The following is a 15,147-nucleotide window of genomic DNA, read 5'->3' on the forward strand; positions in this document are numbered from 1 at the left end:
TAAGAGACGTTTGATTGAGTCGCCAGATATCGCAATTGTCAGAGCATTTTAGTCCTCTTTAAGCACGCCAATCTGATAACGGGCCATCATATCCCAGGCCATCTGACTGTGATTATTGCCATAGCCTTTGGTCTTCATGCCCTCTGTGGCCTCATTTCCGCACCAGTTTGCCATAACAATGGCAGGGGCTGGATGTTTGGGAATATAATCGCTGAAATCGTACACCCGGCTTTCAATCACCATCCAGCAATCTTCAGTGGTATTATGCTTGGCCACTTCCGCCAGGGTATAGCCTGGCTTTTCCTCTGCAGCATCTGATGGGGTTACAGGCACAAGCCAGAATAGCATCAGCAATGTGCCGACACAGGACCAGAAGGCAACAAAGGCGGCAAATCCAACTTGTTTCATTTTGTTTCTCCTTACGATAGTACAAATTCTTCAGTGGTGATGCGACTTAGTGGTACACCGGCATCCGTTAGTATTCTGCGGCTACTGTCAATCAGCGGCACTGGACCACATATATAGACTTCTCTGTGGTTAAAATCGGGACAATGTTGTTTAACAAAATAGCTATTAAGAGGGCCTTGCTGGTAAAAAAAGTGGGGGGTAAAGCTTAAGCCGGAAATGGTATTAGACAATTTTTGTAGTTCATCGCCGAATACCAGCCTTGCTTCATCCTGTACACAATAAATAAGATGAACATTCACATCCTCATTGAGCCTGGCATGGTGCCTGAGCCGCGCCAGAAAAGGAGTAATGCCGATGCCTCCGGCAATCCATAACTCCGCCTGATTCGCACTAGCCTTAGGATCAAAAAAGCGACCATAGGGACCCTCTACACTGACTTCTGTATTAATGGCAAGGTTTTGCAGTGCCCGGCTGCCGTCACCCAGTGCTTTGATGGCCATACGCAGGGTCGGTTCACAAGGCGACGATGAAAGGGTATAGGGATGTTCTTCGTTGTTGCCGGACTCCAGCTCGCGGCAAAAGGGGGTCAGATAAACAAACTGGCCCGGCTGGTATTTCAGATGAGCCCGCAGAGGCTGTAGCGTCAGTTCCACTACATTATTCGCCGGGTGAGTAACTTCCGTTACCTTATAGGGCAGGCGACCGCGCCAGCGTGAAAATATCCAGCGGTAACCAATAGCACCAAGGGCCATCAAGGCCAGCAGCCCCCAGACAGCATTTCCCCAATGGCCGGGTAAGGTGCGACTGAGCATCAGCGTATGCACCAGGGCAAATACTACCGTGACACCACTTAAGTTGTGCATCCATTTCCAGCGCTGATAATCAGGCTTGCCGAAAAAGGCAAACGTCGGGGCCATAAAGATCATTAAGGCGATAAGTGCCACCCAGCCCCAAAGCACGGCTGACTGTGATGAGAACAGTGTATAAACTGCTGCGTCCATAGAGATCTCCGCAGCGGCAAAAGCGAGTAATAAGGGATGGGTAAGGATCATCAAAAAGCCGGTGGCGCCTAGCTGATGGTGCAGCTTCCACAATTTAGTCAGTCCGCCAAAGGGTTGATCAAATCCCGGTACCCGGCAGCACAGTATGGCGGCCACCAACAATAATGCCATCCCCCAGATGCCGGTCAGACGCCCCAGCACATTCAACAGCGCCCCGGCAGATGAAAAATCTGCAGCGGTGATAAATAACAAGGCTAAAAGGCCGGGCAGAATGGCCAGTGTGAGGGTGAAGGTTTTAAGTTTCGAGGGTATCACTGGTGCTGCCTTAATATTCATAACGATAACTTAGTCCCAACCAGGTCGCCTGATAACGGGGACTTTGCTGGCCTGTTAAAAGCACATTGCTAAGGGTATTCACTGCGACATCATCCAGGGCAAAATCATCGCTGTCGTAGGTCTCACGGATGAGTGTCAGTGCTGCAGATGACGATGCAGATAAATGATAGCGCACAGTCAGATTCGCTGTGTTTAATTGTGTTTTAAGATCCGGCAGCGGTGCGCTTTGCAAGGCGCTGCCATGATGATGAATGATCTCACCGACGGAACGGCTATGGTTAAATGCCAGTGACAGATCCAGGGTTCCTTGTGCCTGCCAGTCAGAAAAGACCGGTCTGATCCCCTGACGTTCCAGGTTAAATCCAAGTGTCTGAAAATTATCGCTGGCACTGACTTGCCAGTTGCGCTGTGGATCGAAAGCTTCAGCGGGGGCAAATCCCCGAAAGGAGCGACCGGATTGCTGATACTGGTAGTTGTCATAGCTGTAAAAGCCGGAAAGTTGCCAGTCCTTATGGCTGATATAACTGATATTTCCGCTAATCGAGTACATTTTTGAGTTGTTGAGACCGAAGTAACCGTCAGGATAGGAATCCTGATTCCAGCTTAGCTGTGCCCCCAGACTCAGTGAGGTCTGAGGATACCAGTCCGCTTGTAACGAGACGCTATCCCGGTCCCGTTCACTCAGGTAGTACTTGCGCAGTAAGGGATGGTTCTCAAACTCTTCGGCTTCTGTGGTGCCGGGAACATGGGTCTGAATCAGTGGCCGGTTGCCAATATAGTCATCGGTGCGCCGCTGCTGGTGAGAATAACTGACTGCCATTGCCAGTGTCTCAAAGTAATGGCTGCGAAAGCCCAGGCGGATGTCATTTTCCCTGGCCCGGGTAATTTCTGAATAATCCCGCCGGGTGTCTGTGTAGTAGTAACCCGCCTGTACCTGTGTTGCTGTCATTAGCCGCCAGTTCGCCTCGATGTTTGCCTTGCCTTTGCTCAGACTGTAAGGCCGATTTAACCTGGCATCTGTAGAGCTCTGCTGATGAGCGGCATCGCCGGAAACCCGTTGATAGGCTGCCACAGGCGTGTGATTGTCTCTGTCACGGTAGTCTAACCTGGCGATCAGATTAAGGCCCGATAAGGGGCGCGAACTCAGGCGAAGATTGAGGTTAGTAGTATCGATCCTGCCATCCAGCGACTCTATGGGAAGGGGAGTATTAACAATCAGCTGGGAGTTCGCGGTATAGGGCGAAAAATGCTGATTCTGAGATTGTCGACCCAGTGCCGCATCAATATAAAGTCGGGTGTAAGGTGTAAAGCGATAACTCCCGTTAACGCGAAACTGATGAGCCTGGTTATCCGGCTCTGTGGCCATCTGATTGGTGCCATCAGGGAAACCCACACGAGCAGCCCACTGAGGATGTTGTCCGAAGGCTGTGGGCCAGATAACTGAGGTCAGGGTATTGTCAAAAAATGAGCCGTGATAGCCAAGTGTCCAGCTTAGTCTGCTGCCAAAATACGCCAGAGAAATACTGGCCTGATGGGTATGATGTTCCACTGGAGCAGCCAGTAATACTGCGCGCACATTGCCGCCGTTAGACCCCGTGGCACCGCCAAGGGCTTTGGTTCCTGTGATACTGTCGCGGCGAAAATCAACATTTACAGCCCAGTTTTCACCCAGGTGCCGCTGATAATCCAGTTCCAGCCAGTGGCGCTTATGCCTGAGGCTGACAGGGTTCAGATGATCAGTAACAGAGCTCATACCCGCGGTGGTATTATCACTAACCTGCCAGTTTTCGGGCAAGCTGAATTCTGCCAGTCGGGTACTGTGAAAAGGGCTAAGCGCATCCTCATAGTTATATCCTGATATCTGACGCCAGTTCAGATTCACTGACTGGTTATCATCCAACTGCCCTTTGAGCATAAAACGTGCAGACGACAGACCAAGGTTATTGGCTTCAATATGCCAGTTATCGGTATCTGAAAATCCCGGCAAGAGCAGGTCAATATTAACAAAGGGTGTGAAACCCCGGTCATTGAAACCATGGGAACTACCAAACTGATAGGCATCCTGGTCAAGATATCCGAGGGTGGTTTCTATATTACCCTGCAAAGATTCAGTGGCTTGCACGCATAAACAACTGCTCAGCCAAAGCAGGAGCAGGCTGGCACAATTTGTAGGAAGCGTTCTGGAGGTACAAAGGGCCATCGGCATGCCTTAGCGGGTCAGACCCGAGCCGGACGGATGGTTGCTGCCGTGTACCTGAGCATGACAATTCATGCAGTCTTTACCCAGTAAATTAGAGGACGCGCCTCTTGGCGGGATGCCCAATCCGCTTTCCTGATTGCTCGGATGAAAGGCGGCCTGATGACATTGCTGACACAGAAACGGCGTACGCGTATTGAGTAACGCATTGTGATTGGAGCCATGGGGCGTATGGCAACTGCTACAGTCTTCGGTTACCGGCGCATGTTCCCATAAAAAGGGACCGCGTTTCTCAGCATGGCAATTCAGGCATTGTTCATTCAGGGTGAAGGCCTTTAATTCGGCAGGTCCCGGTCCACCATGGGGCGAATGACAATCGATGCAGTTCATCTGGCCTGAGCGCAGCGGATGGCTGGAGGGACGCATTATCTGAGCACGCTGGCGCTGATGGCAGTCCATACACTGATTGTTAAGTTGCAAAAACCTTTTCATCGCGCCATCACTCTGGTGAATGGTGTGGCAGCTGGTACAGCCCTGCTGACTAAACTCGTGAGCACTGCCGGCCCAATAATGCCCTGCGGTATCCTGATGACAATCTAAACAAACCCCGTCGCGCTGATGAGCAGGCTGCTCTGAATTAAAAACGATCGCAGGCGGCGGACGTACACCCTCCACCAACTTTAAATGAGCAGCACTTGGGCCATGACAGCTCTGGCAACCCTGCTGATTGGTCGAGAAAGGGGCGTTTTCAGATGAGGATTGTCCATGCACACCGTGCATCACACTCTCGGCTGGATGGTTACTGTCAGCACCATGGCACATCAGACACAGCCTGGGATCGTCTGACATATACTCCTGCTCAGCCTCTGTTGTTTCGCTAGCCATTAAACGGCCGGAGACTAGGGTGAAAGTTATAAACCAGCCTGCCAGCCACAATTTTGATGTGCCCTTGCTGAGTATTTTCATTGATTTCCTGTCAATTGAAGTTCCCCAAAGCATACTAGTACAGAAATTTCTTATCTGTTGGCAAGACGAATTGTTTTTTGAGCTACATCAACTTGAAATGTCTTTGGGGATAGTGGCTATCTATCCGTTGCTATGTAGATTATGTTAAGCAGCTGCTACCTTACCTGGTAGTCAGGATTTCAAAGATAAGAGGATTGCCGTGCAACAGCTTAGATATTTTAGTTTTGCGCTAATGCTGATTTTTATTGCTAACAGCGCAGTTGTGGTAGCAACACCACTGGTCATAACGGCCGAACGCTATCTGGATGTGGTTCAGGGGGAGCTGATTTCACCTGCAGTCATCGTGATTAACAATGGTCTGATTGCTGAGATTAACCCCGGGTATGTTCCTCCAAACAGCCGTCATGTCAGGCTTGAGGGCATGACACTTTTACCAGGTCTGATGGACATGCATAGTCATGTCACCATCGATTTCTTCAGTGACGATCACTGGACGACGGCACCGGTAATGGAAACGCCGGCTGACTGGGCTTTACATGGTGTGACCTTTAGCCGACAAATGCTGGACGCAGGTTTTACCACCATCAGGGATGCCGGTGGCTTTCCCGGTTTTTCCGATATCGCCCTGATGCGGGCTATCGAAAGAGGAGACATAGTTGGGCCAAGAATGTTTCCGGCTGGCCACTACATCTCGATTACCGGTGGGCACTGTGACATCACCGGGTTTGCCCCCGGTATCCAGGAACTGGGCCCGAAACAGGGTATCGCTGATGGTAAGGCCGAACTGTTGAAGGCTATCCGTTATCAGGCAAAACACGGTGTCAGGGTGATTAAGGTCTGTGCGACGGCGGGGGTTTTTTCCAAAGGCGATAGTCCCGGGGCACAACAGTACTCCGATGAGGAATTGCAGATCATTGTTGAGGAAAGTGCCCGCCACGGACTTCGGGTCATGGCCCATGCCCATGGTAGTGAAGGTATCATGGCAGCAGTCAAAGCCGGTGTAGCCTCCATTGAACATGGCTCAATGCTGACGCCGGACATTATTCGGGAAATGAAAGAAAGAGGCACCTATTATGTGCCTACAATACACTTAAATGATCTGCCACTGCCTCCTGAAACACCTAGCTGGACCGTTAAAAAGAATGAATTCCTAAAACCTCATGTGGAAAACAGTTTCAGGCTGGCACTTAAGCATAACCTGAATATTGCTCTGGGGAGCGATGCCGGTGTGATGGAACATAAAGATGCCCGTCTGGAGTTTTACGCTATGGTCAAACGGGGAATGAGTCCTTTACACGCTATTCAGAGCGCCACCATCAATGCAGCAGACTTACTGGGTGTCTCTGACAGAGGGCAAATCAAAGCCGGGATGCTGGCTGATATCGTCGCCGTCAGCGGCAACCCTTTGGAAGATATACGGACACTTGAGGAGGTAAACGTGGTCATTAAAGGCGGTGTCATTATCAACGCTGACAAATAGCCCTTACCAGAAAGCAAAGACCGGCGTGCCAGCAGAGTGGAAATCCCTTAAACTGTTGTCAGATAAAATATCATTGGAATCGTCCCTTGTTCAGTTACCGTCATGCCTTTCATGCTGGCAATCATGCCGATGTGCTCAAACACCTGTGTCAGATGTTGTTGCTGGAAAAACTCTGCAACAAAGATAAGGCCTTTGTGTATATCGACACCCATGCCGGCGCCGGGCTCTATGATTTAACCTCCGAATCGGCACAGAAAACAGCTGAGTATCAGGCAGGTATTGATGCCTTAACCGATGCGGCCTGCCACAATCCTCATATTCGCGCTTATTTGAAATTGGTCGAACAGTATCGAAAGCAAAATCGTTACCCGGGCTCTCCTGAAATTGCCCGAAGGCTGTGCCGGGCACAGGATAGCCTGCAACTGATGGAGTGGCACAATAACGAAGTGCAGCAACTTGCCCTTAATTTCAAGCACCAGAAACGGGTAAAAGTGCACCACCGGGATGGTTTTGAAGGCTTGGTCGCCATTACGCCGCCCAAACCGGCGCGTGGCATGGTCTTGATCGATCCCTCCTATGAACTCGAAACCGATTATCAGGTATTACCCGACACCCTTGCCAAGGCCTACAGACGCTGGCAGACCGGCATTTATGCAATCTGGTATCCTCTTTTAGCTAAAAAGCGGGATCGTAGTCAGGGGATGATTGAGGCCATAGGCAGAGGCCCTTATAGTTCGGTGCTGGATATACAGCTCAGTGTCTTGCCACAGGATGAAGAGTTGGGTATGTACGGCTCGGGAATGCTGATTATCAATCCACCCTGGCAGTTTGACCAGCAAGTGGCGTCATTGCTGCCAGAGCTTACACAGGCGCTCGGGCAGGGTGGTGCAGGTGATTTTAAAGTTAGCTGGTTGGCCCAGCAGGATTAGTATTGATGTCAGTACCAGATTCCCGTCTTAAGCACTTCTATATTCCCGATGAACAGTCTATCTATCTGTTGTCTCATCAGGACGCGCAAAAGCTTAAAGATTGGATCAACTTATGTATAGAACAATTGGAACTGCTGGGTTACAGCAATATTGAGCTGATCGGCAAAGGGGCATTTGGTTTCGCTTTTGCTGGCATCAATGAGCGCAAACAGGAATTGGTATTCAAGTTCTCACGCATTAATTTGCCGCAACATGTGCAGGACAGGCTCGAAGAGGAAGCCTACATGCTGAGCCAGGTGGATCATCCCCAGATTCCTCAATTGGAGGAATTTCAGCGTATTAAAAAGCAGGCTATCCTGGTCATGGAACGGGCGAAGGGGCGGGATTTAGAGCAAGTTTCTTTGCAACAAGGGCCTTTATCTCCCCGCCTAATTGTGAGAATAGCGGTACAACTGGCACAGCTACTTTGGCATCTGCGACAGCATCAACACCAGGGGCAGGGTAAACCCATCGTACACGGTGACATTAAGCCTTCTAACCTGGTCTTTGATGCCGATGGCGAACAAATCGCGCTGATTGATTGGGGTTCCTGCGTGTATGCGCAGGTGGATGCACAGGGCCAATATGTGGGCAGTAATGTGATGGATCTGATGTCCAGCGACCTGCAGCAGACCAATGCCAGATTAGGTGATGTGTATTTTATTGGCGAAGAACAATTAAACGGTGCCCTCTCCAGTCCCCGTTTTGATGAACAGGGTGTGGCCAGTACGCTGTATGCACTGGCATCTGGCCAATCCTGTCGCTTTGGTACTCAGGTTATCACGCCCAACTCATTGGGATTACCTCAGGAGCTGGCGCATACTCTGACGGCCATGCTCAGTGATGATGCCAGAACCCGTCGTGAAGGTGGGGATTACTTTATGAACAATGCCCGATACCTGCAAAACCTGGTGTTTACGGACAACCATAGCCCGGAGCATCAAGCGGTGATTCCTTGCTGGACCCATCAGAGTGACAAACCCATTGATACGGTGGTGTACAGCTCGAGAAAGTCATTTTTGCGTGCCGAATCAGTAGAAGATGAGCTGCGCTATCTTAATGACGAGCAGTTTGAGCGATATTATAAGAACTATATGCAAGGCATGGGACAAACCGAAAAGGCATTTATCTCGGCAGTGAGTCGGCTGGGAAGGTACCCGGTTGTGGGTGGTTTGGCCGTGCGCTGGCATCCGGAGGGGATTTATATTGATTCAAGCCTCAACCTGCACGATCCCAGCATGAAGTATTCCTTTGAGGTGTCGGTAAATAATGTGGTCACACTGGCACGGGCCATACATCGTGTAGGGGTATTCAAAAGTTGTATGTTCAATGCACGGGATACCTTGCATCTGGAGCGTGGTGGTATTCATGAAGCCTTTATACCCGAGCCGGATATGGCTATTCCTTATGAGGTAAGCCGTATTTCCGTTGAGGAAGCACAAAGTCGCATGCATTCCTATTTTGAGGACGGGGATGATCCGGATGAACTGCTCAAACTACCAGAATCCATATTATCGGTGCTCAGTGAGCTGAATGAGATTCATCATACCGGGTGTATTATATTTGAGGCGCTGGAAACCCATTTAAAAGTTCATAGCTATTACACTCTCTTAGATCACAGTAAAGAAGACCGATTCCAGAGCTTGTTAACGCGCCTAATTGTGCATATACCTCAAATTGAAGGGGTAGGAATATCTGGTTTTATGAAATTACCCTATAAAGACACCCGCTTTTTTGAACACATGGCGTGTCTGCCAGACAAATTTTACCCTCGGAATCCACTGGAAGTGAGAACCTGACGTAATGAAAAACTCTGTAAAACTGACTGAATTACTGACATTGGAACGCCTGGAAAAGGGGTTATATCGCGGTTTGAGCTGGGATCTGGGCTTTCGGGCCTTATTTGGTGGCCAGGTAATGGGGCAGGCCCTGGCCGCAGCTCAACGGACGGTAGAAGAGGATCGTACTGCCCATTCAATGCATTGCTATTTCTTATTGCCTGGTGATGCACATCAGCCGGTCGTGTATGACGTGGAATTCATTCGCGATGGTCGCAGTTTTTGTACCCGCAGGGTCAAGGCAATTCAGAACGGCAGAACGATTTTCTATATGACGGCCTCATTTCAGGTGCAGGAGGAAGGGCTGACCCATCAGCATGCCGATATGCCTGATGTGCCGGACCCAGAGAGTCTGGAGCCAGACATTCGATTCTATGAGAACGTGCTGGATAAACTGCCACCGAACATGGTGGAAAAGCTGGCCTATCATCGTCCGGTGGATATGCGCACCGTGCAGGCCATCAATCCTATGAAACCCCAGGTTGCACCGCCGACCCGTAATGTGTGGATGAAAAGTGTCGAAGCACTTGGCGATGACGTGAATATTCATCAAACGACTTTGACCTATGCGTCAGACTATTACTTTTTGGTGACCGCACTGCAACCCCATGGCATGTCTATCATGCATCCTAATATCCGTATGGCTACGATTGATCATGCCATGTGGTTTCATCGTCCTTTCCGGTTTGACGACTGGTTACTTTATTGTATGGAAAGCCCCTTTTCAGGAGGCTCCAGAGGATTTGCCCGAGGCCAGATCTTTAATCGCCAGGGCGAGTTGGTCGCATCAACCATGCAGGAAGGACTTATGCGCAAGGTGGATAAATAATGTTATACGAATTAAATGCTAACAAACCTGAATTACACGATGGCGTCTATATTGCGCCGGGTGCACGCATTATTGGTGAGGTAAAACTCGGCGCACAGTCCTCGGTTTGGTTTAATGCGGTTATTCGTGCGGACAATCATCCGATCCTGATAGGCAAGACGAGCAATGTTCAGGATGGTGCGGTGCTGCATACCGATGAAGGTGTTCCCTTAACCTTGGGAGAGGGCGTGACAGTTGGTCACAAAGCCATGTTGCACGGGTGTGTTATCGGTGATTTTAGTTTAATCGGCATTAATGCGGTGATACTCAACGGCGCGCGTATCGGTAAGCACTGCCTGATTGGGGCCAATGCCCTGATCACCGAAAACATGGAGATTCCCGATCGTAGTCTGGTGGTGGGGAGTCCGGCCAAAGTCATACGTCAGTTAAACGATGAACAGTGCAAAATGCTAGAGGCCTCTGCGAGCCATTATGTGCAAAATGCCGAACGATTCAGTCAGTCACTCAACCCTGTAGAACCTGACTGATCTACGCGGCCCACATACTCAATGTCGCGAGCGGACGGTGTGAAGCGCGAAAAATACATTGCCATAGACAAAAAAAGGCCCAAGAACCCGGGGAGGGTCTTGGGCTTAGGGGAATGGCTCATAAATGAGCCGTGCGCTAACTTTTAAGGCATGGAAAACGGAAAATTCAGATACCGCTGTTTCAGCCGGACTCTAATTGTAGAACAAGCCTGAGTGTTTTTTAAACAAATTTCGAATATAAATATATTCGTTATATAAAACAACAACATATAGATCAATTTCAGGTGATTTCCGGGGCGTAAGGCACAGCTTCTGCAGAGCTTATCCACAAGATTGTCCCAGCTTTTCCCATAGCTTAACAACAGGCATAATAGCCAGCTCTGCGGGCTGCGCAAAAAAGGACATCACATGTAAGTTGGGACAGAAGTGACACCCATTCAGCTTCTGCCGGTCAGAGCAATTCTCTATGCATGATTCCAGTCACTCAGTTTATCTCGCACCAACTCTCTGGGAAGCAGGTTTTTAAGTTTGCTTCCAAGACCTTTTCCTACACCTATCGCCGAACCTTGCCAGGTAAGAATGACTTCGCCTTGTGGCGGTGGCGTTGGCATAAAAAGATCTTTCCCCTGATAAAACGCACGTAACTGAGCGGTATCCAGTGCTAACACTTGTCGGGTCATGTGCCGACCTAAACACAAGGCGCCATCATGAGACAGGCGGTAGCCGGATTTATGCTCAGTGGCCAGTCTTACCCCGATTCGCTGAAAACGAAATTGAGTCAGAAAAGGCGCAATCTGGTCAGGAAATAGCCAGTATTCCCTGTCTCGTACATAGATTTGGGCGGTGTCGTCCAGTTCTGTGCCAAACTGGTCACTAAGATACGTGCAAAATTGCTGGCGTTGCTTACGGGTTGCGGGTACATAGGGCAGTTTTGCTTTTCTGGCGTTGGCAGCAGGCAGATTCAGGCTGCGGACTTTTTTCAGTCTCGCCACGAAGAACCCCTCGGTGTCGTATACCTGGGGCCACACATGAAGGAAGCCCTGCTCAGTAGTGATCTTCTCAGCCCCACTAAAAGCCTGCTCTAGGGGAGAGATTTCCACAGCGTCCTGATAGCGTTCCAGCAAATACTGGCACACGGCCTGATTCTCCTGTTGGTTCAGGGTACAGGTGGAGTAAACCAGATAGCCACCGGGTTTCAGTGCTTTAAAAGCGCTGTCAATCAGGTTTCTCTGTACTGAGCTCAGTGTTGCTATTGATGCTTCAGACCAGTTTCTGAGCGCATCAGGATCTTTTCTGATGGTTCCTTCACCGCCACAAGGTGCATCCAGCAAGACCCCGTCAAAGCTCTCCGGTAGCCACTCCCCGAACACCTCTGCATCAAAATGGCTCAATGCGGTATTGTTAACGCCCAGGCGCTGTATGGCGGCGGCAAGAGTTTTAATCCTGCTGGCGGACAATTCATTGGCTACCAGCAACCCCTTGTTCTGCATCAGTGCAGCGATTTGGGTGGTTTTAGAGCCTGGTGCGGCGGCCATGTCTAGTACCGTTTGCGGTAACGCGTTACCGAATAATATCTCTGCAGGGAGCATGGAGCTGGCCTCCTGAATATAGAACTGGCCAGCCAGATGTTCCGGTGTGCTACCCAGAGGCTGCACGGTTTCCTGCTCCGCTGGACGTTCCACCCAAAAGCCCTGCTGGCACCAGGGAATTGGGCTGAGCTTCCAGCCCCTGGCAGTCATTTTTCTGTAAAAGTCCTCCACCTCAGTAAACAGTGTATTAACCCTGATACTTTTTCGTAAGGGACGCTGACATGTCTGAAGAAAAGTCTCCAGTGAATGATGTGGCGGCAGCTGCGACGCAATGTAATCGATAAAGGCTTGTGGAATATAGGGTGAGGGCATTAGGGTGCGATGGCAAAGTTGAGCATGGGGGCATTATACCGATGTGACAAAATTAAACATCTGAGGCACTTGGTGGCACTGTATTGAGTAGGGTAAACTGCGTTGAGCATAACAACCTCAAGGAAAAAAGATGAAAAAATGGTTAATCGGTGCATTGTTGGTAACCCTGGCTGGCTGTTCAAAAGTGAACATGGAATCTTATGACCAGATTAAGGCTGGCATGTCTTATGCCGAAGTAAAACAGGTATTGGGTGAAGCCGACCGCTGTGAAGAAAAACTGGCCAATACGCAGTGTATCTGGGGCAGTGACGAAAAATATATCAAAGTGAATTTCGTCAGCGATGCGGCAGTCTATTTTGATCACAAAGGACTGATGCCTGAGTAAACACACTTCATGAAGAGATCAGCAACAATTCATCATGGGTTAAGGTAGGGCGCAGGAGAATGACTCCATTGAAAACATTACAACGTCGCTAACCGGGAGAACATAATGAGAGTCTTTTTCACTATCTTAGCGTTGCTGATCTTTAGCACTTCAGTTGCAGCCCAGCCAGTTTCTGATACAACCATACGGGTTGTGGGGCAGGCCAGTGTCAGTAAGGTTCCTGATCTTTTTCATTTCAATTTGTATATAGAGGAACGTGGGCAGGTTATCCGCAAGCTCAACGATAGTCTTACGGACAAGACAGAACGAATTGTCGCCAGTTTGACAGAACAGGGAGTAGAACAGCGGGATATCGCATCCATGCAGGTTCAACTGCAACCCTGGTACGAACATCGTAACGGCATGACCGAGCAAAAGGGATTTGTGTTGTCACGCACGGTCAGCGTTAGTCTGCGAGCATTAAAGTTGTACGATAAAGTGCTCGACGCAGTGTTCAAGTTGGGCGCCACCCGGATGGATGGCTTTGAATATGGCTTTGATGATCCCCGCACACTCTATCTCGGTGCTCTGGAACTGGCGATACAGGACGCTCAGCAGAGGGCTGAGAAGCTCGCCGCAGCGGCCGGTGTAAAAGTGGGTAAGGTGACAAGTATCAACGAAATGTCGCAATACCGTCCGGCGCCGATGATGGCCGAGTCGATGATGAAAGTGCAGCGCGGCGCCAGCATGCCGGGCGAGCAGGACATCAATGCCAGAGTCGAAGTGCAGTTTGAGTTAATTAATTAAAGCAGGATACCTGTTAACCCTGTCGGCAGCGTCAGGGTTTAGGTTATCCGATAATAACAAGTAGCAGTAATCAATATGTCGTTAGAAAAATCACAGTTATACGCGGAAATTGTCCAGCAAGGGCGTGCCCTGATCGAGGGCGAACCGGATTTAATCGCTAATTTGGCAAATTTGAGTGCCTTATTGTGGATGAGATTACCGCAAATTAACTGGGCGGGATTTTATCTCTTTAAAGATGACGAATTGGTGCTGGGCCCATTTCAGGGCAAACCAGCCTGTGTCAGAATTCCTATGGGACGGGGAGTATGCGGCACTGCAGCGAAGCTGGGCAAACCACAACTGGTAGCTGATGTGCATCAGTTTGAAGGTCATATCGCATGTGACAGTGCCTCTAATGCTGAGGTTGTGATTCCCTTCTATTTACAAGGAAATCTGGCGGGTGTGCTGGATATTGATAGTCCGCTGGTTGAACGCTTTGATCAGGAGGATCTGGACGGATTACAGGCCCTGGTTACTGTGCTACAGGAGAGCTTGTCTTGAAGCATATGGTGGATATACATGTGGTACTAGCTACCCCCGCTGACATGGAGTTCTGGGAGGAGCAAGCCGAAGAAGCCAGTGATAAGTTGAATGAGTTTTTGCATTATCTTTATGCCAGAGTGGAAGAAGATATAGATACTCATCAACTGGAATTAATGCTCCAGCATATCTGGGAAAATTGGTATGAGGATCAGTATTTATTGGATATAGAAGAGCATGAGCTGCATGACTGGGTTGACCAACTACTGGCAACTTGGGATGATGAGCACCCTGAAGCACACACAGACCATTAGAACAATTGAATGGATAACCCACAACAGAAGTTTTCAAACAGCAAAGAAGTGATCGCTTTTTTGGCTGACACCTATCCTGCCTGCTTTAGTACTCAGGGTGAGGCGAAGCCCCTTAAAATAGGTATTTTTCAGGATCTTGCTGAGCGCCTGGCGGATGATGAGCGCATCAGTAAGACATTGCTGCGCACCTCCTTACGTCATTACACCAACAGCTGGCGTTATTTACATGCCGTGATCGCGGGTGCACACCGGGTGGATCTTGATGGTAAGGAAGATGCGGTCATTGACGAGGAACATGCTGCCCACGCCAAAGAGCAATTGGCCGCCAGTAAAGAAAAGGCGGCGCAGCGTCGTAAAGAGCAGCGGGAGAAATCTGCAAAAGCCCCTAACGGCGCGAAAAAACCCTCAAAAGCCAGGCACGGTCAGGGCAGTAAGCCAGAAAAAGCGGGAAATCACGTTGCCAAGGGAACTAAAGACGGTTCTGCTAAACCAATAAAAAGACCCCCCCCTGCTAAACTGAGTGAGAGTGATCTGATCGCTGGAACACATGTCACCGTTAAACTTGGGAAAGTGCCTGTCGAAGGCACCATCAGTGAAATAGCTAAGGAAGGGGTTCACGTACAGCTAAGTACCGGTATGGTAGTTAAAGTCCCTGCCGACACGCTGAGGTTAGCTCCTCCTAAGAGGTAACA

General features: G+C 49.6%; 15 protein-coding genes. 10 read left to right on the plus strand and 5 right to left on the minus strand.

Going from position 1 to position 15,147, the window contains the following annotated elements; all coding sequences use genetic code 11:
• Window positions 1-48 precede the first annotated feature (48 nt).
• The 4 genes from CCY32_RS00885 to CCY32_RS00900 form a co-directional block, all read right to left on the minus strand.
• Window positions 49-408: a cytochrome b5-like heme/steroid binding domain-containing protein gene (locus CCY32_RS00885; protein WP_088328464.1), complete on the minus strand. Its 360-nt coding sequence runs from the start codon at window positions 406-408 to the stop codon at window positions 49-51.
• Between the two features lie 11 nt (window positions 409-419).
• On the minus strand, window positions 420-1,745 hold the full coding sequence (locus tag CCY32_RS00890) for a ferredoxin reductase family protein (protein ID WP_088328465.1): 1,326 nt from the start codon (window positions 1,743-1,745) through the stop codon (window positions 420-422).
• Window positions 1,735-3,867 carry an MtrB/PioB family decaheme-associated outer membrane protein gene (locus tag CCY32_RS00895; RefSeq protein ID WP_168171395.1) on the minus strand — a complete coding sequence of 711 codons (2,133 nt, stop codon included), beginning with the start codon at window positions 3,865-3,867 and terminating at the stop codon, window positions 1,735-1,737. The genes CCY32_RS00890 and CCY32_RS00895 overlap by 11 nt, the downstream gene beginning before the upstream one ends.
• 87 nt (window positions 3,868-3,954) lie before the next feature.
• Window positions 3,955-4,827: a DmsE family decaheme c-type cytochrome gene (locus CCY32_RS00900; RefSeq protein ID WP_210401663.1), complete on the minus strand. Its 873-nt coding sequence runs from the start codon at window positions 4,825-4,827 to the stop codon at window positions 3,955-3,957.
• Between the two features lie 280 nt (window positions 4,828-5,107).
• Between CCY32_RS00900 and CCY32_RS00905 the strand changes: the two genes are divergently transcribed.
• The 5 genes from CCY32_RS00905 (at window position 5,108) to CCY32_RS00925 (ending at window position 10,550) form a co-directional block, all read left to right on the plus strand.
• On the plus strand, window positions 5,108-6,388 hold the full coding sequence (locus CCY32_RS00905) for an amidohydrolase family protein (protein ID WP_141096153.1): 1,281 nt from the start codon (window positions 5,108-5,110) through the stop codon (window positions 6,386-6,388).
• A gap of 86 nt (window positions 6,389-6,474) precedes the next feature.
• The gene (gene rlmJ, locus CCY32_RS00910) at window positions 6,475-7,317 is read left to right on the plus strand and encodes a 23S rRNA (adenine(2030)-N(6))-methyltransferase RlmJ (protein ID WP_088328469.1); all 843 of its coding nucleotides are present in this window, start codon (window positions 6,475-6,477) and stop codon (window positions 7,315-7,317) included.
• Window positions 7,318-7,322: 5 nt separating this feature from the next.
• Window positions 7,323-9,155, plus strand: coding sequence for a protein kinase (locus tag CCY32_RS00915; RefSeq protein WP_088328470.1), 1,833 nt, complete (start codon window positions 7,323-7,325; stop codon window positions 9,153-9,155).
• Between the two features lie 4 nt (window positions 9,156-9,159).
• A complete protein-coding gene (gene tesB, locus CCY32_RS00920; RefSeq protein ID WP_088328471.1) occupies window positions 9,160-10,023 on the plus strand; it encodes an acyl-CoA thioesterase II in 864 nt (287 codons plus the stop codon).
• Window positions 10,023-10,550: a gamma carbonic anhydrase family protein gene (locus CCY32_RS00925; RefSeq protein WP_088328472.1), complete on the plus strand. Its 528-nt coding sequence runs from the start codon at window positions 10,023-10,025 to the stop codon at window positions 10,548-10,550. Before tesB ends, CCY32_RS00925 begins: the two co-directional genes overlap by 1 nt.
• Before the next feature lie 464 nt (window positions 10,551-11,014).
• On the opposite strand, the gene rsmF is transcribed toward CCY32_RS00925, so the two are convergent.
• Complete coding sequence (gene rsmF, locus CCY32_RS00930) at window positions 11,015-12,451, minus strand: 16S rRNA (cytosine(1407)-C(5))-methyltransferase RsmF (RefSeq protein WP_088328473.1); 1,437 nt, start codon at window positions 12,449-12,451, stop codon at window positions 11,015-11,017.
• A 130-nt stretch (window positions 12,452-12,581) separates the two neighbouring features.
• Here rsmF and CCY32_RS00935 point away from each other — a divergent pair, with 130 nt between their 5' ends.
• The 5 genes from CCY32_RS00935 to proQ all read left to right on the plus strand — a co-directional run bounded on the left by CCY32_RS00935 (window position 12,582) and on the right by proQ (window position 15,145).
• A complete protein-coding gene (locus CCY32_RS00935) occupies window positions 12,582-12,836 on the plus strand; it encodes a DUF3862 domain-containing protein (RefSeq protein ID WP_088328474.1) in 255 nt (84 codons plus the stop codon).
• Between the two features lie 105 nt (window positions 12,837-12,941).
• Window positions 12,942-13,622 carry an SIMPL domain-containing protein gene (locus tag CCY32_RS00940; protein ID WP_088328475.1) on the plus strand — a complete coding sequence of 227 codons (681 nt, stop codon included), beginning with the start codon at window positions 12,942-12,944 and terminating at the stop codon, window positions 13,620-13,622.
• Between the two features lie 75 nt (window positions 13,623-13,697).
• Window positions 13,698-14,162 carry a GAF domain-containing protein gene (locus CCY32_RS00945; protein WP_088328476.1) on the plus strand — a complete coding sequence of 155 codons (465 nt, stop codon included), beginning with the start codon at window positions 13,698-13,700 and terminating at the stop codon, window positions 14,160-14,162.
• Window positions 14,159-14,455: a hypothetical protein gene (locus tag CCY32_RS00950; protein ID WP_088328477.1), complete on the plus strand. Its 297-nt coding sequence runs from the start codon at window positions 14,159-14,161 to the stop codon at window positions 14,453-14,455. Before CCY32_RS00945 ends, CCY32_RS00950 begins: the two co-directional genes overlap by 4 nt.
• 9 nt (window positions 14,456-14,464) lie before the next feature.
• A complete protein-coding gene (gene proQ, locus CCY32_RS00955) occupies window positions 14,465-15,145 on the plus strand; it encodes an RNA chaperone ProQ (protein ID WP_088328478.1) in 681 nt (226 codons plus the stop codon).
• Window positions 15,146-15,147: the final 2 nt, after the last annotated feature.

Source organism: Lacimicrobium sp. SS2-24 (assembly GCF_002201535.1).
Classification (GTDB): Bacteria; Pseudomonadota; Gammaproteobacteria; order Enterobacterales; family Alteromonadaceae; genus Lacimicrobium.